This window comes from Bacillus paranthracis, assembly GCF_001883995.1.
Lineage (GTDB): Bacteria > Bacillota > Bacilli > Bacillales > Bacillaceae_G > Bacillus_A > Bacillus_A paranthracis.
Map to the genome: position 1 here is coordinate 26,411 of NZ_MACE01000029.1, position 19,033 is coordinate 45,443.

Here is a 19,033-nt window from a genome sequence, read left to right on the forward strand (position 1 = left end):
GATCAGATAAAATCGAGCGGTTTGTGGAAACATCCACACAACTACCAAGAGAAAAAGGGGCGAAAGACTAGATGTCAAAAATCATCGCGATTAACGCAGGAAGCTCTTCCTTAAAATTCCAATTATTTGAAATGCCAAGTGAAACAGTATTAACAAAAGGTTTAGTAGAACGTATCGGTTTAGAAGATAGTATCTTCACTATTACTGTAGATGGCGAAAAACAAAAAGAAATTACAAACATTCCAGATCACGCAGTAGCAGTTAATATGCTTCTTAAAAAATTAACTGAAAACGGAATCGTTAAATCTCTAGATGAGATTGGCGGTATCGGTCACCGTGTTGTTCACGGCGGCGAAAAATTTGCTGACTCTGTTCTAATTACTGATGAAGTATTAGCTGATATCGAAGAATTAAGCGATTTAGCACCACTTCACAACCCAGCAAACGTTGTTGGTATTAAAGCATTCCAAGAAGTATTACCAAACGTACCAGCAGTAGCAGTATTCGATACAGCATTCCACCAAACAATGCCGGAATCTGCATTCCTATACAGCTTACCATATGAGTACTATGAAAAATTCGGTATCCGTAAATACGGTTTCCACGGAACTTCTCATAAATATGTAACTGAGCGTGCGGCTGAACTATTAGGTCGTCCACTTGAAAGCTTAAGCTTACTTTCTTGTCACTTAGGTAACGGTGCAAGTATCGCAGCAGTAGAAGGCGGTAAATCTATCGATACTTCTATGGGCTTCACTCCACTTGCTGGTGTAACAATGGGTACACGTTCTGGTAACATTGACCCTGCGTTAATTCCATACATCATGGAAAAAACAGGCCAAACAGTAGAAGAAGTAGTTAACGTATTAAACAAGAAGAGTGGTATGTTAGGTCTTACTGGTTACTCTAGTGACCTACGTGACATCATTGCGAAAGAAGAAGAAGGCGATCACCGTGCGAAAGTAGCACTTGATGTATTCGTAAGCCGTATCCACAAATACATCGGTTCTTACACTGCTCGTATGAAAGGTGTAGATGCAATCATCTTCACAGCTGGTGTAGGTGAAAACAGTGCGATTATTCGTGAACGCGTATTAGAAGGCCTTGAATACATGGGCGTATACTTCGATGCAAAACGCAATAACGTATTCGGTGAGGAAGCATTCATCAACTTCCCACATTCTCCAGTAAAAATTATTGTAATTCCAACTGACGAAGAAGTTATGATCGCTCGTGACGTACTACGTCTTGGAAACATCGGTTAATATATGAAAAGAAAGACGAAGTCCTATAGGATTTCGTCTTTTTTCTTTTGGATATAGTTTAAAATTCCATCTGGATATAGTGCTTTTTTCTCCTGAATGAATGCTGTAATGGGAATCCACTTCGCATACGATACTGTTTGTTCATCTTGTATATTCAGTACTTCCATTCCATATAGTGACGTGTCTAATAAGCGTAAAGAATATAACTGAATGATTTCATGAGCAATTTCTCCATCAAGATGAAAGATGTTTTCTAAGCAACCTAAATAAGCAGTGATTTCCACTTCTGTATGAAGCTCTTCTTGAAATTCACGAATAACAGTATGTGCTGATTTTTCACCAAGTTCAATTGAACCGCCAAGAGGCCGGTAATATGTTTCATCGTCTGTATGATATTCTTGTACGAGAAGCCGCTCGTGATGTAAAGCAAGACCGAAAGCTTTTGCACGTGGATACATATACAATCACTCCTTATTTATCCCGCTTTAACGGGCAGTAAGACCCTCACCTCAAAATTCAGCGGAAGCAAAGGAGTTAGGTGGGGGTCGGGCTGTCCGTAAAAGTCCGATTGGTGAGGGCTGATAATCAGTGGGGATGAACAAAACCCCCACTGATTAAAGTTTCACTTTATTTTGTATAAGGATGATTATAATGTATTGCGTAATAAAAGTGTCGTGTATTTAAGAATGTGGTCGAATTACGATGCCATTAAATAAGTCATTCCAAAATGCTTCATTGTACTGAAATACATCCATAATAGGACATTTTATAACGCAAATATTTTGCAATCCCCAATCTTCTTCCGTAACAGTTGGTACATCTTCAGGAATGAGTAATAGGACAGAGAATGTATGTGTAACGATTTGAGATAAAATGTGTTCCAAGGAACGTGCTTCTTCGTATGTTCCTCCAGTTCGAATAAATAATATGGATTGTGCTGTGTCAATTGTTGTTAGAAAACGATTAATTCGGTGCTCATAATTTAACTTAATCTCTGTATAAGAAGGCCAAGAAGTTGGTGTGTTTACATCTGTTTTAAAGTCGTGGCAGGAGTCGATTTCATATAGATTGTCCCGTAGTCTTAATTTCGCATCATCATCCCAAAATGAGATGAAGGATAAGTTTTCTAACTGTAAAAAACGGTCAAATCGATTTTGTAATAATATATTCACCTTTTCTAATGATGGGCTTAGCATAAAATCAATAACGCCAAAAAATGGTGATAATTTGAATTGATATAACGCCCAAGCAGGCCAGCAGTTTTGTCCTAAACTGAATACTGCATGATATTCTTTTTTTATATCGGATAGATTCATGTGATTTATCTCATCCTTTTTGTTAATATTTTATGTCACTAAAAGTGGTATGTGAATAAAGATAGACAAGCATATTTGCAAAGAATAAGCAGAAATATGTTACAATAGAAAAAAATCGAACGAGGTGGTTGTTACGATGCGATCGAAGCGAGAACAAGCCATTTTAGACAATATAAAAGAATGGGAATCGCAATTAGTTGAGCAAGAAGCGACTGATTTTCAAAAACTGTTTGATAAATGGGTACATAATACAATTGCGAAACTACCTGAGAAAAAACGAAAAGATTTCTTTACGAAAGCAGATGGATGGCTCTTTCATTTGCATGCATTGATTCAAAGTTCACAATCACAGTTAGAGGCGCGTAATCGTATTTTAGGAACATCGAGATTATTTGATGAATCGATTGAGCAACTAGAGGATTTAAAAGCATTATCTATCGATCAATTAACATACATAGCAGAGCAGCAAACAGCACGCCATCGCCTATATTCATTCGTACAAGGCGGAGCAACGGGTGCTGGAGGTTTATTATTATTAACAGCTGATTTTCCGGTTATGATTGCGTTAAATGTGAAGGCTGTCCAACTTATTGCAACGTCATTTGGGCATGATGTGAACAAGCCTTATGAAATGATGCTTGCGTTAAAGGTATTTCATGCGTCATTACTACCAGGAAGACTTCAGCAATACGCATGGTACAATTTACTGCAAGAGCTAGAACAAGAAGATTCCTTCTTCTACGAAGGAGATGAAGCGGTGTTACAACCAGCTTCGACTGAAATTATTTTAAAACAAATTTTGAAAACATTTTCGATTTATGCTCTTCGTCGTAAATTATTCCAAGGTATTCCGGTAATTGGAATGGCAATCGGGTCTACAGTGAATTATCGTTTAACAAGAAACGTTACTGAATTTGCAAATAGATTTTATCAAGTGCGCCACATAGTCGAGAAGGAAAAAAGAGCATAAAAAAAGCGAGAGGCCGAAGCCTTTCGCTTTTTTAATTTGTTGCATGCTTTTTGGACATTGGAATAGATACTGGCTGCTTTTCTTCTGCTTTTTCTGTTTTTGGATAATAAATTAAATCCAATGTTTTTGCCTGTACGGCAATCGAAAGAATAGTAAAAGCAATTTCTGTCCAATTTAAATAATATAATGAAAGCGCAAGAACAATCGCGTCAAAGACGAAGAAAATTTGCCCAATTGTAAAACGTGTTTTTTTACTTAATACAATTGTTAAAATATCGTCTCCACCGGTTGCACCGCCAAATCGCAATATAAAACCGAGTCCAATACCAGCTAACGCACCGCCAACTACTGCAGCTATAAATAAATTGTTTGATAAATCGACCGTAAATGGAGAATAATTTTCCATAAGAGAATAAAATACTCCGAATGAAATTGAACCTAAGAATGAATAGCCAACCATTTTTCTACCTAACAATGAAGCGCATAGTAGAATAATTGGGATATCCATCATTACAGTTGAAATAGATGGTGAAATATCATAAAAATTTTGGATGAATAGTGCGATACCTACAAAGCCACCTTCTGTTAAGTGGTTTTGGAAGTGAATGTGATATAGCGCTGCTGCTAAAATAAATGAACCGATTAAAACCATAAAAACTTCTTTAATAATTTGTCGACTTTGGATGTTCCTCATCGTTATTCCTTCTTTCCGTAGTTAGTAGTCCTTTTTGTGTTGTAAACTAACTACGAGCTCACATGTAGCTTCAGTTAGTTTACGAAAAAACTAACTACGCTATATGTCGCTGAAGAAATAACGAATAATCCTCTCGTCCATCAATTCTCCCTACTTTCGTTTTAGTTTAAGTCTTAAAACGACTAAACAAAACGTGGAGTAGGATTCTTCATTTAGCAATCCTGCTCTTCTTTGTTTTGTTTAGCTAGTAACAATTAAGCCCTAAACAAAACGCTATGTGTAAGAAGAGTCTTTTTTTTGCCAAATTATCCTTCGGGCAATCATAATTTCCCCACTCTCGTATTTTTTTCGCTAGACTAAAGTATCTGAGCTGGAAAATACGCTACGTGTATGATTCGTCAATACGATGCCACATGCTCCTTCGAGCGATCATGATATCAAAATCCCTTCCTTCAAGATTTATATTATTATATCATACTTTCAAAAAATGTATGCGGATGGAAACCGACAATAAACGGAGGAAATCTACAAAAATTGTTATGTTTAAATATTTTTGTAGAAAAGCCTAAGTTATTTTGGAGAATTGGACCGTTTTTTTTAGTTTGTCCAATAAGTAAGAAAAGAAGAGTTTCTATTCAGTTGTATTTTTATCTTTAAAAAACGCATCCCAGCTAATCACACTTAAAAAAGTTAAAGCGATAATAACGAAAGCGCGCATAAGTGTAAGGCCTCCTTTTGTACATAGTATATGAATCATTTACTTTATAATGTGTCATTTTTTTACAAGTTTTAACTATTATGAGAGTATATTAATATAGATAGATGAAGAGGAGAGTGAGAATATGCTAAAAGACATGTTTAAAAGAAAAGAGTTAATATGCGTTTCATGTCAGAAAAAGATTCAATATGAAGAAGAGCTTGTTGCTTTTGTAAAGTTGCCGAAAGAAAGAAGTATATTAGTTGGTCCATTTGATGTGTGTTTGGCAAAAACAGCACAAGAAATATATTGTAAATCGTGTTACGACAAAAAAGCATGACCCAAAGTAATTGAGGGGCATGCTTTTTTTATTGGTGTGCTTTCCCCTCAGATACATTTTGAGTGAGTCGATACCAAAGCCAAAGGTCATTAATGATGGAAGCGAGATCGGCAATTTCTGAATTCAGTTTGCAAGAAATTTCGAAGTCTTCTTCGTTATTTAAATGATGCTGTTTTGCATTAATATAATGTTCGAGTTCTTTTATACGATCAGGAATCTTTCCGCGAACTTGTTCCCATTTTAATAAAATCGCATGTTGCATTTTTTCGGGGATATCTTCCCAGTCTTCTTGTAAATGCGGAATTTCAATTCCGAGATGTTCATCGTATAAGAAATACTTTTCCATAAGTTCACCCCCGTTTTCCTGCTTATATTGTACAAAAAAACAGAAAGAAGTTCGACGAAATTGTTTGAAAAAATTTGAAAATGACTCTTGATACATTTTGTAAAAGGTGTTAAAGTGTGAATTATTATAAAAGAAAATGAATATTTATTCTTTAGGGGGATGCAAAATGGAGAAGAAAAAAGTTGTATTAGCATATTCTGGAGGCCTTGATACTTCCGTTGCAATTAAATGGTTACAAGAGAAGAATTATGATATTATTGCGCTTTGTTTAGACTTAGGGGAAGGTAAAGACTTAGCATTTGTAAAAGAAAAGGCACTTTCAGTAGGTGCAATTAAATCATATATGATTGATGTTCAAGAAGAATTTGCAAACGAATATGCATTGATGGCGATGCAAGCACACACGTTATATGAAGGGAAATATCCTCTCGTTTCGGCGTTATCTCGTCCACTTATCGCAAAGAAATTAGTAGAAATTGCGGAACAAGAAGGAGCGACTGCAGTGGCACACGGATGTACAGGGAAAGGGAATGATCAAGTTCGTTTTGAAGTTTCTATTCAAGCGTTAAATCCTTACTTAGAAGTGATTGCACCTGTACGTGAATGGAAATGGTCACGTGAAGAAGAAATTGTCTATGCAAAAGAAAACAATGTACCAATTCCGATTAATTTAGACAGCCCATTTTCAATCGATCAAAACTTATGGGGACGCAGTAATGAATGTGGCATTTTAGAAGATCCATGGGCAGCACCGCCAGAAGATGCATATGAGATGACATTAGCATTAGAAGATACACCGAATAAACCAGAGTTTGTAGAAATCGGCTTTGAAGCAGGCGTACCGACGACTTTAAATGGTACTGCATACCCACTTTCAGAACTTATTAAAACGTTAAATGCACTTGCTGGAAAACATGGCGTTGGACGTATCGATCACGTAGAAAATCGTCTTGTCGGTATTAAATCGCGTGAAGTATACGAATGCCCAGCAGCAATGACATTAATTACGGCGCATAAAGAACTTGAAGATTTAACACTCGTAAAAGAAGTAGCACATTTTAAACCGATGATTGAGCAAAAAATAACAGAGCTTATTTATAACGGTTTATGGTTCTCGCCTTTAAAACAAGCGCTGAATGCTTTCTTACAAGAAACGCAAAAGAATGTAACAGGCATGGTGCGTGTGAAATTATTTAAAGGTCATGCAATTGTAGAAGGACGTAAATCTGAGTACTCTTTATACGATGAAAAATTAGCAACGTATACTGCTCAGGATGAATTTAATCATGATGCAGCAGTTGGATTCATTTCATTATTCGGTTTACCGACGAAAGTATACAGCCAAGTGAATCAAAAGAAGGTGGAAGCGTGAGCAAACTTTGGGGCGGACGTTTTACAGAAGAAGCGGAAGCGTGGGTTGAAGAGTTCGGGGCATCCATCTCCTTCGATCAACAATTAGTAAATCAAGATATAAACGGGAGTATTGCGCACGTAACGATGCTAGCAAAGCAAGGCATCGTTACGAAAGAAGAAGCAGAGAAAATAAAGATAGGTCTTCAATATTTATTAGAAGAAGCGAAACAAAATAAATTGCATTTTTCCGTTGAAGCGGAAGACATTCATTTAAATATCGAAAAGATGTTAATTGAAAAAATCGGTGAAGTAGGCGGGAAACTTCATACTGGCCGAAGTCGTAACGATCAAGTAGCGACAGATATGCACTTATATTTAAATGAAAAAGTAGAGCATATTATAAAAGCTACAAAACAATTGCAGACGGTTCTTGTTCATCAAGCAGAAAATAATATTGAAACGATTATGCCTGGTTATACGCACTTGCAGCGTGCCCAGCCAATTTCATTTGCGCATCATATTCTCGCTTATTTTTGGATGTTAGAGCGTGATGTGAATCGTTATGAAGATTCATTAAAGCGTATTAACATTTCACCATTAGGAGCAGGAGCGTTAGCTGGGACAACATTCCCGATTGACCGAGAATATAGTGCGGGGCTTCTTGGATTTAATGGAATCTATGAAAATAGTTTAGATGCAGTAAGCGATCGCGATTTCATATTGGAGTTCCTCAGTAACTCATCTATGCTTATGATGCACTTATCACGCTTTTGCGAAGAACTTATTTTATGGAGTAGCCAAGAGTTTCAATTTATTGAAATGAGCGATCAATACGCAACGGGAAGCAGCATTATGCCGCAAAAGAAAAATCCAGATATGGCGGAACTTATTCGTGGTAAAACAGGCAGAGTGTACGGTAATTTATTTAGCTTACTTACAGTAATGAAAGGATTGCCGCTCGCTTACAATAAAGACTTGCAAGAAGATAAAGAAGGAATGTTTGATACAGTAAAAACAGTAGAAGGATGCCTTCATATTATGGCAGGCATGTTAGAGACAATGACTGTAAACAAAGAAAAAATGGGGCAAGCTGTAACGCAAGATTTCTCTAACGCAACAGAAATTGCTGACTACTTAGCAAACAAAGGACTACCATTCCGTCAAGCTCATGAAATTGTTGGAAAGCTAGTGCTGCACTGTACACAAAAAGGAATTTATTTAGTAGATGTACCACTTGAAACGTATAAAGAAATGAGCTCGTTATTTGAAGAAGATTTGTATGAAGTGCTGTCACCATATGCAGCTGTAAAGCGTCGTAACAGTGCTGGTGGGACAGGTTTTGAGCAAATTGAAAAAGCTTTGGAGAAGGCGAAGGGGTTAGTTGGAGAGTTTGTGGGAAGTTGATTGATAAGAAAGAAGGTACGCTAACCTTAGTAGAGGGAAGTGTACCTTTTTTATAATTTTTACAACCTAACATTAATCAGACTTATGTCGATCTTCCGTAATTCGAATATACTCAATATCCATCAAATCTCTAAGCAATGCACCGTTACTTAGTTCAACTCCATGTTTCTCTTTAAAATGAGTACGAATCGTATCTAACATTTCGATTTCTTTCCCATTCACATCTAAAATAATACGTTCAGAATCATCCATGTAGCACCCTCCTTTTCTAAACATATATATTTTGTCCGTTTATTTCTAAAAAATGTATGTTAATGTAATGTTAGGAAATAAGAAAGGGATGGAAAATGAGACGTATTTATTTTATAGGGTTAATTTTTTATACGCTAATTGTATTGCACGTTGTATTCCCAAATATCTTTTCATTTGAGGATGTAGAAACAGTACATATCGGGATATTTATCTTTATTCTATTTGTAGTAGACTGCTGTATTTCGATATGGCTTTCGAAAAGAAAACATGTACAAGATAAAAAAGAAATGGAACGAAAAAAGAGAAAACGTTCATTTTGGATAACGACGTATTGTTTTTCTTTAGTGATTGCCGCTGCTTGTTTTAGTGAACATATTCCATTAGAAAGAGTAAATATTGGATTTGGAGCGTTCGTATTTGCATACTATTTTTTCATGCATTTTCTTCCTTATATGAAAGAAAAGCGAGGAGAAGGGGAAGATCCGCTTGTAGAAGAAGCGAGAGAACAAGAGCATAAGAGAATAGAAGAAGATATAAAGAAACTTGGGGAACAAAAATGGTATTTGAAATCTAAAATTATATATGTTCTTTGCTTTATTACGCCGCCAATCGGTTATTTGTATGTATTCTGCCTTCGTAAAAAAATGACAGAAGATGCAAGGCAATCTTATTTAACAGTAGCTACGATTATGATGGCATTATGGTCTTTGAAGTTTCTTCCGCCTTATGTGTTGGCGATCGTTATTGTTGTTGTGGTTTGTTTTGTGTTTATAGTAAAGTATGTGAAATAAGTTGTAGTTATATAGACTACAGCTATATAATTATAATCGAGATATTTTTATATAATGATATTAAAAAGGAGATGCGGTATGAGTTTAATTAAATTAGTAACTAAAGCAGCCGCTAAAGTTACAGCCGAAGTAGTGGGCGGTGCGATAGAAGCAGTAGGAGAAGTTACGAACAGTAATTTCATAAAGGACGTTGGAAAAGGTGTTAATAAAGCTACTGTGAAAACTGGGGAAATCGTTGGGAATCTTGCTGATGGGACGTATGATGCTATAGGTGGTCTTATTACAGATGATAAACAGCAAGCGAAGCGAGGATACGAAGAAATACTTGGAACAGTTCAAGATACAGCAACGACAATTGGAAAAGGGATTGTACATGTTTCGGAAAAGGGAGTTGAAACTGTACAAGCAATAAGAGAAGGAGATACTGATAAAGCAATAGAAGCAGGGAAAGAATTAGCTAAAGTTGCAGCTGTAGGCGTCTTCTCAGTTGGAGTTATTGATATAGTTGATGGTGTGGATGGAATCGCCGATGGAGTAGAAGGTGATAGTGTAGCACAAGCATCAGCTCCAGAAGTAATGGATGCAGAATATACAGCGGAGGAAAACCCGAATACGCATCATGTAACACCCCATGAAAGAGTTTTACCTGACGGGAGAACAATATGGGTAGATGGTGATGGCGATACGAGTGTACATACACAAGGTGGCTGGGAACAGCATAATCCAGATTACAGAATTCCAAAAGTATAAATGAAAATAGGGTAAATAAGAGAAGCCTCTTATTTACCCTATTTATTTTTATAAATTAAAGCTCACCTTGCTCCTCATCACCACGAACAACAAGGACATCGCATTTCGCATAGCGAATAATATGTTCAGAGACGCTACCAATTAGGAAACGCTCAACAGCATTTAAACCAGTTGCACCACACATAATTAAATCTACTTTATGATTTGGAGCGATTTCTTTTGAAATTTTTGATTTAGGATTACCAAATTCTAATACAGTTTCAATTTTTTCAAGGCCAGCTTCAAGCGCAGTTTTTTTGTAGTCTTCTAATAAGTCTTCTGCAAATAGATTTGCACGTTCAGCAATTGCACGGCTATAAGCTTCTACTGCTGAGTATGCTTTTACATCAACGATATGAGCAATAGTTAATGTTGCATTGTTGCGTTTTGCGACTTGAATTGCTTTTTTAAAGGCTTTTTCTGCTTCTTTAGAACCATCCACCGCGATTAAAATATTTGTATATGTATTATTCATAGTAAATTCCTCCCAATCATTTTTATTACCGTTTACAACTTTATTATAAAACAAATTTTGGTAATGCGCTTGCCAGAAACGTTACAGAATTTCGAAAACTCTGTTTTGATTCATTTTAGTTGTAATTGGTGCGAGAACTTGTTACATATGAACTATAGCAATTTAAAAGGGGGCCGTTTTGTGAGACACGCGCTCATTACAGCCGGTACGAAAGGTTTAGGAAAGCAAGTAACAGAAAAATTATTGGCTAAAGGCTATTCAGTAACAGTAACATATCATAGCGATATCACGGCTATGGAAAAGATGAAAGAAACATATAAAAATATGGAAGAGCGTCTACAATTCGTGCAAGCGGATGTCACGAAAAAGGAAGATTTACATAAAATGGTAGAAGAAGCGATAAGCCGTTTTGGCAAAATCGATTTCTTAATTAATAATGCTGGTCCATATGTATTTGAACGAAAAAAGTTAGTCGATTATGAAGAAGATGAATGGAATGAAATGATTCAGGGTAATTTAACAGCGGTGTTTCATTTGTTGAAACTTGTCGTTCCGATTATGAGAAAACAGAACTTTGGCCGTATTATTAATTACGGATTTCAAGGGGCGGATAGCGCACCGGGATGGATTTATCGTTCAGCTTTTGCCGCAGCGAAAGTAGGACTTGTTTCATTAACGAAAACAGTGGCTTACGAAGAAGCTGAATATGGTATTACTGCAAACATGGTATGTCCTGGTGATATTATTGGTGAAATGAAAGAAGCGACGATTCAAGAAGCACGTCAGTTGAAAGAACGTAACACACCAGTTGGTAGATCTGGAACTGGTGAAGATATTGCAAGAACGATTTCGTTTTTATGTGAGGACGATTCCGATATGATTACCGGTACAATTATTGAAGTGACTGGTGCAGTTGATGTTATTCATAGACATCGATAGAGAAAAATAAAGAGAAGTTTCGAATAATTGGACAGTTTATCCTTTATGCAAAGAGGTGCGGATAATACTGTCCTTTAATATAAAATTAAATCTATCGGAAAACTTGTATTATTTTTTGTCAAATATTGAGATATTATGTTAAAATATAAGAGCGTAGAAAGCGCTTTAAAAAATGATTCAGGGGTCATTTCATAACTCAAGGGGGAACTAATAATGCGTATCGGTATTCCAACAGAAATTAAAAACAATGAAAACCGCGTGGCAATGACGCCAGCGGGAGCAGTACATTTAGTACAAAATGGTCATGAAGTTTTTGTTCAAAAAGGAGCAGGTTTAGGATCTGGCTTTACGGATGAAGAATACGTACAAGCTGGTGCGAAACTTGTTGAAACTGCTGAAGAAGCATGGAATCAAGATATGGTTATGAAGGTAAAAGAGCCAGTAGCAAGTGAATACGGTTATTTCCGTGAAGGTTTAATTTTATTCACATACTTACACTTAGCTCCAGAACCAGAATTAACAAAAGCATTAATTGATAACAAAGTTGTATCAATTGCATACGAAACAGTACAATTAGACAATCGTTCATTACCATTACTTGCACCTATGAGTGAAGTAGCAGGTCGTATGTCTGCACAAATCGGTGCACAATTCCTTGAGAAAAACAAGGGTGGTAAAGGTATTTTACTTGCAGGCGTTCCAGGGGTAAAACGCGGCAAAGTAACAATTATCGGCGGTGGTCAAGCTGGTACAAACGCAGCGAAGATTGCAGTAGGTTTAGGTGCAGATGTAACAATCATCGACTTAAGTGCAGAACGTCTTCGTCAACTAGATGACATTTTCGGTAACCAAGTAAAAACGTTAATGTCTAATCCATACAACATCGCAGAAGCTGTAAAAGAATCTGATCTTGTTATTGGTGCAGTATTAATTCCAGGTGCAAAAGCGCCAAAACTTGTAACAGAAGAAATGATTCAATCAATGGAACCAGGTTCTGTCGTTGTAGATATCGCGATTGACCAAGGTGGTATTTTCGAAACAACTGACCGTATTACAACTCATGACAACCCAACTTACGAAAAACATGGCGTTGTTCATTATGCAGTTGCTAATATGCCAGGTGCGGTTCCACGTACATCAACTCTTGCATTAACAAATGTAACAGTACCATATGCAGTACAAATTGCGAACAAAGGCTACAAAGATGCTTGCTTAGGCAACACTGCATTACTAAAAGGTATTAACACATTAGATGGATACGTAACATTCGAAGCAGTTGCAGAAGCTCACGGTTTACAATACGCTGATGCGAAAGAGCTTCTTGAAAAAGCTCCTGCTTTATCATAATTAAAATATATGTAGCCTTCCTTTTTTTAGGAGGGCTTTTATTTAAAATGAAAACATCTTATAATATATATAATAAGAAATTAGGATGAGAATGGGAGGCACAACATGGGGTATATTTATGATATTTTGTCATTTGTTTTGCTTATAGCAGGAATTATTACAATGATTTTAGGTAAAAAGAAGAATAATCCGAAACTAAGAGGTATTGGTATTGGAATTGTAACCGCAGTACTTATTATTGGATTGCCTGATTTTGCAAAAGGTTATATGAAAGGTGTACTTTCTGCTGGAGATAGTACATTTCCGATAAAATAAAAAAAGATCTTTAATTTTTCTTATAGTTAGGAAAGATTAGGGATCTTTTTTGATTTCAGAATATGGGATTTTTTTCTTGTTAGTAAAATACCTCTTATGTTAATTTTAAGATAAGTATATAAAGGGGTGTAAAGGGGAGAGATTCTATGGGAAAAATAAATTTAATAGAGATAACAAAAGACATTCAAGAGCAACATAAAAACTTCGTCGTTTCAAATGTAAATAGTCATTGCTTACGAATCGCTGTGTTTACTGGTGAATATGATTGGCACTATCATTCTAATTCAGATGAATTATTTATTGTGTTAGAGGGAGAATTACTTATTGATTTTGAAGATGGAGAAACAGCGGTATTAAAGCCGAATGATTCTATTTTAATTCCAGCATGTACGATTCATAGAACGAGAGCATTAAAGAGAACGGTAAATCTTTGTTTTGAACATATAGAGGCGGATACGATTAAAGTGGAGCAATTATGAAAAAATTATCTGTAGCTGAGTATAGAAAAATCCTTCCGATTTTAGAAAGCCATACAAAAACGACGACGTTTGCTTATGCGGTATGTGATCAAGTGATAGATGGTGATGTTTTTGTAAACGAGAAGTTAACAGCAGGACTAATTCGTACAGCGAATGGCATTTATTATTTATTTGGTCATACTGATGATCAAAATTACAACGAAGATTTATTTTCTTTTATAAAAAAGGCTATTGAAAAAACAGAGAAGAGATTTACATTGTTCTCTTCGAGTGACGAGTGGGAAATGATGATAGAAGAACGTTTTAGTCATGTACTTCGAAACATCCCGCGAATGAAGTTTCAAAGCGTAATCTTTGAAGAGAGAAAACGAAATTGTAACAAAAATACATATGAAGTGAAGCGTATTGATAGAAGATATATAGAACGAAGCAGTGAATTTACAGAAGAGTACTACAAAGAATATTGGGGATCAAAAGAAACATTTTTAAACGATGGTTTTGGATTTTGTATAGAACTAGAGGGAATGATTGTAGCGGAATGTGTTTCAATATTTAGTGGAAACGGATTTGCTGAAATTGATATTGTGACGCATAAAGCATATCAAGGGAAAGGGTTAGCTCAAGCTGTTGCGACGCGGTTCATTGAGCATTGCATGCAAAATGATATTACACCGTGCTGGGATTGTTATGTAGACAATACTTCTTCGCGAAAATTAGCTAGCAAATTAAGTTTTCATAATCCAATAGAATATAGATTATTTGTACGGAAGAAAACGGGGGAATAAAAATGAATGTGGAATTAACGAGATTTAAAGTGAAGCCTGGTAAAAGTCATCGTGTAGATGAATGGATGCAGCTTCTGAATGACAATATGAAAGAAGTGCTTTTGACATTAAACGACGAAAAGATGTACGTTGAGACAATTTTCCGGGAAATAAGAGATGGAGAAGAGTACTTATATTGGTATTCTGTGCAAGGAGAAGGCGGGGCTCTTGTCGAAAATTCTCATCATGAAATTGATAAAAAGCATTTGGAATTTTGGTATGAATGTATTGATGAGGAAGTCTCCTCTGTTGATATGAAAACAGAAGTCGTTATGATTCAAGATGGTGTGAAGGATGCGATGAAATAATAGATTGGTATTTTATAACCGTAAAATGGTCATCTGAGTGAGAGTTTTTGTTTCAAAAAATGATTTATATGTTACTAAAGTATATGTGAAGGGCGCATCAAAATAGATGTGCTTTTTATTATGATAAAAATGTAGAAAAGCTGTATTTGGATATCTTTAAGTGAAAATAAAAGTGGGATATTAAGAATCTTTTAGGATAAACTATAAAGAAATAAAAAACACAAAACCAAAAGACCTACCAATATACGGTGTAGTCGTAACAGGAAAAACAGAGGATTTACAAAGTTTACAAGGAGCACCATATATTAAGGCTGCTGTTAGAGGTGTAACAGTTGAGAAATATTAATTACAGTCTATTAATGTGAATAATCAGAAAATTTATGTTATAATATGGGGAAAGGAGGTTTTATATGAGGCAAATACATGGAGCGATTTATATTTACATAACAATGTTTTTCGTGGCAATATCTTATGGATTAGGGCACGTGTATTCGCATCCTATACTAACTTTTTTAAGCGGAGCATGTATGGCGTTTGCGCTTCTTGTCCACCTTTTCTCAGTTTGGATCGTGAAATTTCAATTAAATATTAGTGAAATAGAAGAAGGCACTTTTTAAGTGGCCTTCTTTTTTTAATAATATTTTGGAAGTTCTTGTAGCAATTTTTCAATTTTGCATTCGGTTTCTTCACATATAGACAGTGTGCGTAGTCGGAAAAACAAACTACGTAAGAAAGATTTTACATTTCCGTATAAGTACTCGTACGATTCAATATGTAATGTTTGTTTTTTGACGGGTAATTGAGCTACTAAGTCATGAAGGGCTAATAGGAGTACTTCTTCCTTTAGACCATTTTGTAGCATTGCCACAATCGGATAAACGAGACGCTCGTCTTCTTCATATTTGTAGTAAATAGAATGGACACAGACTTTGTTTAATAAAGTTTGTAATATTTCTTCGTAATATAAAGTTTCCAGTTTAGGACTACGAACAAGCGCTTCAAATGTATCGGAAGCATGAGCGATACTATGTGCCCAGCCGTGGTCTTGCACATATCCCCGGAAATCATGTTCGTTGTTCATATATAGAATTAGTTGATCTTTTACATTTGAAATATCAGTCCGTGATAAGAAATTATGATTTGTATCAGCATCAATAATGAGGGCAATTAATAATGTTGTAAATGCTCGCGTAAATACCGCATCTTCATCAGCCGAATGAATCTTATACAATAAATATTTTTCACTGATGCTTTCTAATAGTAGTTTCTGTAATTGCGTGTGTGAAAGGTATTCCTTTTTGATGAGATGATAAAAAGTAGAGTAAATAAGTTTGTCTCTTAAATAGCTATCAGTAACACCGATATGTTCAAGCATATTGGAACTTAAAGAATCAATGTTAACTTTGTTATCCAGCATGTAATTATTATTACGAATTTCTTCTAACTGTTGTTGTAACATATAAACCTCCCATTTTAGAAAATTCTGTATTTTAATAGTATAATAGAAGGAAGAAATAGACAATAAATAAGTGCATTTGAATGGAGGGGCATGATGAAGAGAGCATTATTCTTTTTCATTAGTATTTTCTTTTTAGGAAGCTGCTCGATTTGGTATGTTACTTTTTCTAGCGAGAGCAAAAGTTGGACGGGACAATATAAAGGCCATATTAAGGATGACAGTGAAGATGGAATGTTTACATTTCAGTATAAGGGCGGAGATGGAAATACAGAATTTAAAAATTTAGAGATTGCTATTAATGGAGCCTTTAGCACAATGACACAAACGTCAGAAAATCATAAAGGAGCAAAGATTGAAATGAAGTCTTCTTGTGTAAGTTGTGCGCCTCTATCTAAAGATGAACCGATAGAGATTGTGATTAAATGGGATGATAAGTATGAAGAGAAGATGGTGTTAAAGCGGAAATAGAAAAAGGCAGCACTCACGCTGCCTTTTTTATTATTTTACAAATTGTAATTCTTTCGGGAATTTCGTTAAAATTTCTGATCCGTCTTTTGTGATGTAAATATCATCTTCAATACGAACGCCACCTACGTTTGGTACGTAAATACCTGGCTCGATTGTGAAGACCATACCTTCTTTTAATGGAGACTCGTTACCAGCTTTTACATCTGGATATTCATGTACGCTAATTCCAAGTCCGTGACCAAGACGGTGTGGGAAGAAGTCGCCGTAACCTGCATCTGCGATAACAGAACGAGCAGCGTTGTCGATTGCACCAAGTGTAACACCTGGTTTACATGCTTCAACTGCTTGTAGTTGTCCAGCAAGTACAGTGTTGTAAATACGAGTTTGTTCTTCAGAAATGTCGCCAAATGCCACTGTACGTGTAATGTCAGAGCAATAACCGTCAATGATTACGCCTAAATCAAATAGTACGAAATCGCCGCGTTTCATTTTGTTTGCACCTGGAATACCGTGTGGAAGAGCAGAGTTTGCACCTGCTAATACCATCGTATCAAATGACATTTTATGTATGCCTTTTGTTTTTAATTCGTGTTCAATAATTGCTAATACTTCTAGTTCGCTACGATCTTCTTTAATTGCATTTACACCAACCTCAACAGCATAGTCTGCCATTTTAGCTGCTTCGCGTAAAATAGAAAGTTCTTTTTCGTCTTTAATTAAACGAAGTTCACGAACTTTTTCCTCAGCTGACGTGAAAGCTGCATTTGGGAATAATTTTGTTAATTCTTCGTAGCGCTCTACGTTTAAATGTTCTTTTTCAATTGCAACTGCATTTGCATTGATACCGCGGTCTTTAATTGCTTTTGCAATCATATCCCATGGTCTGTCAGTATCAGTAAATCCGATAATTTCATGTGCCCAGCCAGCGTTACGTGCTTGGCCTTCTTCCATTTTAGGGCAAATTAAAATAGGTTCTTTTTCTTGGAATACAAACATACCAAGAAGTCTTTCGTGTGGTTCACAGTGGAAGTTTGTCATGTAGAAGACGTTCGGTGTAGAAGTTAAGAACGCAGCTTCAACGTTTTTTTCTTTTAGCCATTGCATTAAATTTTCTAATCTAGCATTCATCGATTGGCACCCCCGAGATATTTAATTACAAATATAACTTTAACTCGGAAGAAAGCGTTATGACAAGTAAATCGATGTTAGAAAAGACAGGGAATTGAAAAATCATGTAGAATAAAAAGTGAGAATGTAATAAGGGGAGGAATGTAATAATGAAAGTATCTTATCACGGGCATTCAGTTGTAAAGATTGAAACGAATGGAAAAGTAATTTTAATTGATCCGTTTTTAACAGGAAATCCCAAAACAGATTTAAAGGCTGAAGATGTAAAAGTAGATGCGATTCTTTTATCACACGGTCATGGTGATCATGTTGGAGATACAGTAGAACTTGCGAAGAAAAATAATGCAGTTGTAGTGGCACCATTTGAACTAGCGACATTTTTAAGTTGGCAAGGTGTAAAAACACATCCGATGCATATTGGTGGTTCACATGAATTTGACTTCGGAAAAGTGAAGTTTACACAAGCATTCCACGGCTCTAGTTATATTGATGAAGAAAATAAGACGATTACATATACAGGTATGCCAGCGGGTATTTTATTTACAGCAGAAGAGAAGACTTTGTACCATGCAGGGGATACTGCTCTATTCTCTGATATGAAATTAATTGGGGAATTAAATAACATTGATGTAGCATTTTTACCAATTGGTGATAATTTCACAATGGGACCAGAAGATGCTGTTTTAGCAGCAAAATGGGTTCAGGCGAAAACTGTTGTACCGATGCATTACAATACGTTCCCGGTTATTGAACAAGATCCATATCAATTTGTAGAAAAGCTACAAAATTGTACAGGGAAAGTATTAGAAGCTGGAGAAAGTATTACACTATAGAAAAGAAACCCTTCATTTGAAAAGACAAGTGAAGGGTTTTTTACGTGTGTAGGACAGCTTGTAAAGGTTGTACTTGTTTTGATGATTCTTTTCTTTTTGGAAGTGGCTGTTCAGGTGTTTCATTCAATTCCATTGCAACTTTTTTCCCGTCTACGAAAGCTAACAATACAGCACCTACAACTTCTAATAATTTTTTCATCATGTATCCGCTCCTTTGTTTCATTTCTTGTCTTCATTGTAT

Annotated in this window: 26 protein-coding genes and 1 pseudogene; 17 read left to right on the forward strand and 10 right to left on the reverse strand. The window is 35.9% G+C overall.

Annotated elements, in window-relative coordinates:
- Positions 1-71 precede the first annotated feature (71 nt).
- On the forward strand, positions 72-1,265 hold the full coding sequence (gene ackA / locus BAQ46_RS12955) for an acetate kinase (protein WP_000034576.1): 1,194 nt from the start codon (positions 72-74) through the stop codon (positions 1,263-1,265).
- A gap of 23 nt (positions 1,266-1,288) precedes the next feature.
- On the opposite strand, the gene BAQ46_RS12960 is transcribed toward ackA, so the two are convergent.
- Together BAQ46_RS12960 and BAQ46_RS12965 are read right to left on the reverse strand one after the other, a co-directional pair.
- A complete protein-coding gene (locus tag BAQ46_RS12960; RefSeq protein WP_000283489.1) occupies positions 1,289-1,723 on the reverse strand; it encodes an NUDIX hydrolase in 435 nt (144 codons plus the stop codon).
- A 222-nt stretch (positions 1,724-1,945) separates the two neighbouring features.
- On the reverse strand, positions 1,946-2,581 hold the full coding sequence (locus BAQ46_RS12965) for a DUF1796 family putative cysteine peptidase (protein ID WP_001053723.1): 636 nt from the start codon (positions 2,579-2,581) through the stop codon (positions 1,946-1,948).
- Positions 2,582-2,717: 136 nt separating this feature from the next.
- On the opposite strand from BAQ46_RS12965, the gene BAQ46_RS12970 reads away from it, so the two are divergent.
- On the forward strand, positions 2,718-3,551 hold the full coding sequence (locus BAQ46_RS12970; RefSeq protein WP_001256869.1) for an EcsC family protein: 834 nt from the start codon (positions 2,718-2,720) through the stop codon (positions 3,549-3,551).
- 31 nt (positions 3,552-3,582) lie between these two features.
- Here the strand turns inward: BAQ46_RS12970 and BAQ46_RS12975 are convergent, their stop codons facing one another.
- Positions 3,583-4,245 (reverse strand): YitT family protein, encoded by a 663-nt coding sequence (locus tag BAQ46_RS12975; protein ID WP_001244531.1) that lies wholly within the window; start codon positions 4,243-4,245, stop codon positions 3,583-3,585.
- Between the two features lie 631 nt (positions 4,246-4,876).
- The gene (locus BAQ46_RS31360; RefSeq protein ID WP_002028614.1) at positions 4,877-5,002 is read right to left on the reverse strand and encodes a hypothetical protein; all 126 of its coding nucleotides are present in this window, start codon (positions 5,000-5,002) and stop codon (positions 4,877-4,879) included.
- Positions 5,003-5,087: 85 nt separating this feature from the next.
- Between BAQ46_RS31360 and BAQ46_RS12980 the strand changes: the two genes are divergently transcribed.
- A complete protein-coding gene (locus BAQ46_RS12980; protein WP_000910278.1) occupies positions 5,088-5,282 on the forward strand; it encodes a hypothetical protein in 195 nt (64 codons plus the stop codon).
- A 28-nt stretch (positions 5,283-5,310) separates the two neighbouring features.
- Here BAQ46_RS12980 and BAQ46_RS12985 read toward each other — a convergent pair whose 3' ends face one another.
- Entirely contained in the window at positions 5,311-5,628 is a 318-nt protein-coding gene (locus BAQ46_RS12985; protein WP_000417212.1) for a hypothetical protein, read from the reverse strand.
- A gap of 166 nt (positions 5,629-5,794) precedes the next feature.
- Between BAQ46_RS12985 and BAQ46_RS12990 the strand changes: the two genes are divergently transcribed.
- Both BAQ46_RS12990 and argH read left to right on the forward strand, forming a co-directional pair.
- A complete protein-coding gene (locus BAQ46_RS12990) occupies positions 5,795-7,000 on the forward strand; it encodes an argininosuccinate synthase (RefSeq protein WP_071742014.1) in 1,206 nt (401 codons plus the stop codon).
- Positions 6,997-8,385, forward strand: coding sequence for an argininosuccinate lyase (gene argH / locus BAQ46_RS12995; RefSeq protein WP_000041273.1), 1,389 nt, complete (start codon positions 6,997-6,999; stop codon positions 8,383-8,385). Before BAQ46_RS12990 ends, argH begins: the two co-directional genes overlap by 4 nt.
- 72 nt (positions 8,386-8,457) lie before the next feature.
- Here the strand turns inward: argH and BAQ46_RS13000 are convergent, their stop codons facing one another.
- Positions 8,458-8,637 (reverse strand): ProA domain protein, encoded by a 180-nt coding sequence (locus tag BAQ46_RS13000; RefSeq protein WP_071742015.1) that lies wholly within the window; start codon positions 8,635-8,637, stop codon positions 8,458-8,460.
- 95 nt (positions 8,638-8,732) lie between these two features.
- On the opposite strand from BAQ46_RS13000, the gene BAQ46_RS13005 reads away from it, so the two are divergent.
- Positions 8,733-9,428 carry a hypothetical protein gene (locus tag BAQ46_RS13005; RefSeq protein WP_071742016.1) on the forward strand — a complete coding sequence of 232 codons (696 nt, stop codon included), beginning with the start codon at positions 8,733-8,735 and terminating at the stop codon, positions 9,426-9,428.
- 78 nt (positions 9,429-9,506) lie between these two features.
- Positions 9,507-10,178: a hypothetical protein gene (locus BAQ46_RS13010; RefSeq protein WP_000052602.1), complete on the forward strand. Its 672-nt coding sequence runs from the start codon at positions 9,507-9,509 to the stop codon at positions 10,176-10,178.
- A gap of 55 nt (positions 10,179-10,233) precedes the next feature.
- Here BAQ46_RS13010 and BAQ46_RS13015 read toward each other — a convergent pair whose 3' ends face one another.
- Positions 10,234-10,692 carry a universal stress protein gene (locus BAQ46_RS13015; RefSeq protein ID WP_001066673.1) on the reverse strand — a complete coding sequence of 153 codons (459 nt, stop codon included), beginning with the start codon at positions 10,690-10,692 and terminating at the stop codon, positions 10,234-10,236.
- A gap of 147 nt (positions 10,693-10,839) precedes the next feature.
- On the opposite strand from BAQ46_RS13015, the gene BAQ46_RS13020 reads away from it, so the two are divergent.
- The 8 genes and pseudogenes from BAQ46_RS13020 to BAQ46_RS13055 all read left to right on the forward strand — a co-directional run bounded on the left by BAQ46_RS13020 (position 10,840) and on the right by BAQ46_RS13055 (position 15,521).
- Positions 10,840-11,631, forward strand: a complete 792-nt coding sequence (locus BAQ46_RS13020) for an SDR family oxidoreductase (protein ID WP_071742021.1) — start codon at positions 10,840-10,842, stop codon at positions 11,629-11,631.
- Between the two features lie 213 nt (positions 11,632-11,844).
- A complete protein-coding gene (ald, locus tag BAQ46_RS13025; protein WP_001219405.1) occupies positions 11,845-12,978 on the forward strand; it encodes an alanine dehydrogenase in 1,134 nt (377 codons plus the stop codon).
- Positions 12,979-13,083: 105 nt separating this feature from the next.
- On the forward strand, positions 13,084-13,293 hold the full coding sequence (locus BAQ46_RS13030) for a hypothetical protein (RefSeq protein WP_000540687.1): 210 nt from the start codon (positions 13,084-13,086) through the stop codon (positions 13,291-13,293).
- Between the two features lie 146 nt (positions 13,294-13,439).
- Positions 13,440-13,772, forward strand: a complete 333-nt coding sequence (locus BAQ46_RS13035) for a cupin domain-containing protein (RefSeq protein ID WP_061535705.1) — start codon at positions 13,440-13,442, stop codon at positions 13,770-13,772.
- Complete coding sequence (locus BAQ46_RS13040; RefSeq protein WP_000736741.1) at positions 13,769-14,557, forward strand: GNAT family N-acetyltransferase; 789 nt, start codon at positions 13,769-13,771, stop codon at positions 14,555-14,557. Before BAQ46_RS13035 ends, BAQ46_RS13040 begins: the two co-directional genes overlap by 4 nt.
- A 2-nt stretch (positions 14,558-14,559) precedes the next feature.
- Complete coding sequence (locus tag BAQ46_RS13045) at positions 14,560-14,904, forward strand: DUF6176 family protein (RefSeq protein ID WP_071742017.1); 345 nt, start codon at positions 14,560-14,562, stop codon at positions 14,902-14,904.
- A 153-nt stretch (positions 14,905-15,057) separates the two neighbouring features.
- Positions 15,058-15,250, forward strand: a pseudogene (locus BAQ46_RS13050) (anti sigma factor C-terminal domain-containing protein); the annotation flags it as partial.
- Between the two features lie 64 nt (positions 15,251-15,314).
- Positions 15,315-15,521 (forward strand): hypothetical protein, encoded by a 207-nt coding sequence (locus tag BAQ46_RS13055; RefSeq protein ID WP_001248905.1) that lies wholly within the window; start codon positions 15,315-15,317, stop codon positions 15,519-15,521.
- Positions 15,522-15,535: 14 nt separating this feature from the next.
- On the opposite strand, the gene BAQ46_RS13060 is transcribed toward BAQ46_RS13055, so the two are convergent.
- On the reverse strand, positions 15,536-16,363 hold the full coding sequence (locus tag BAQ46_RS13060; protein ID WP_000941484.1) for a DUF2785 domain-containing protein: 828 nt from the start codon (positions 16,361-16,363) through the stop codon (positions 15,536-15,538).
- A 90-nt stretch (positions 16,364-16,453) separates the two neighbouring features.
- On the opposite strand from BAQ46_RS13060, the gene BAQ46_RS13065 reads away from it, so the two are divergent.
- Positions 16,454-16,831: a hypothetical protein gene (locus tag BAQ46_RS13065; protein WP_001998405.1), complete on the forward strand. Its 378-nt coding sequence runs from the start codon at positions 16,454-16,456 to the stop codon at positions 16,829-16,831.
- Positions 16,832-16,861: 30 nt separating this feature from the next.
- Here the strand turns inward: BAQ46_RS13065 and pepQ are convergent, their stop codons facing one another.
- A complete protein-coding gene (gene pepQ, locus BAQ46_RS13070; RefSeq protein WP_000994042.1) occupies positions 16,862-17,959 on the reverse strand; it encodes a Xaa-Pro dipeptidase in 1,098 nt (365 codons plus the stop codon).
- A gap of 149 nt (positions 17,960-18,108) precedes the next feature.
- Between pepQ and BAQ46_RS13075 the strand changes: the two genes are divergently transcribed.
- Positions 18,109-18,792 (forward strand): metal-dependent hydrolase, encoded by a 684-nt coding sequence (locus BAQ46_RS13075; RefSeq protein WP_000868938.1) that lies wholly within the window; start codon positions 18,109-18,111, stop codon positions 18,790-18,792.
- Positions 18,793-18,832: 40 nt separating this feature from the next.
- Here the strand turns inward: BAQ46_RS13075 and BAQ46_RS30645 are convergent, their stop codons facing one another.
- The gene (locus tag BAQ46_RS30645) at positions 18,833-18,991 is read right to left on the reverse strand and encodes a hypothetical protein (protein ID WP_162200387.1); all 159 of its coding nucleotides are present in this window, start codon (positions 18,989-18,991) and stop codon (positions 18,833-18,835) included.
- Positions 18,992-19,033 lie beyond the last annotated feature (42 nt).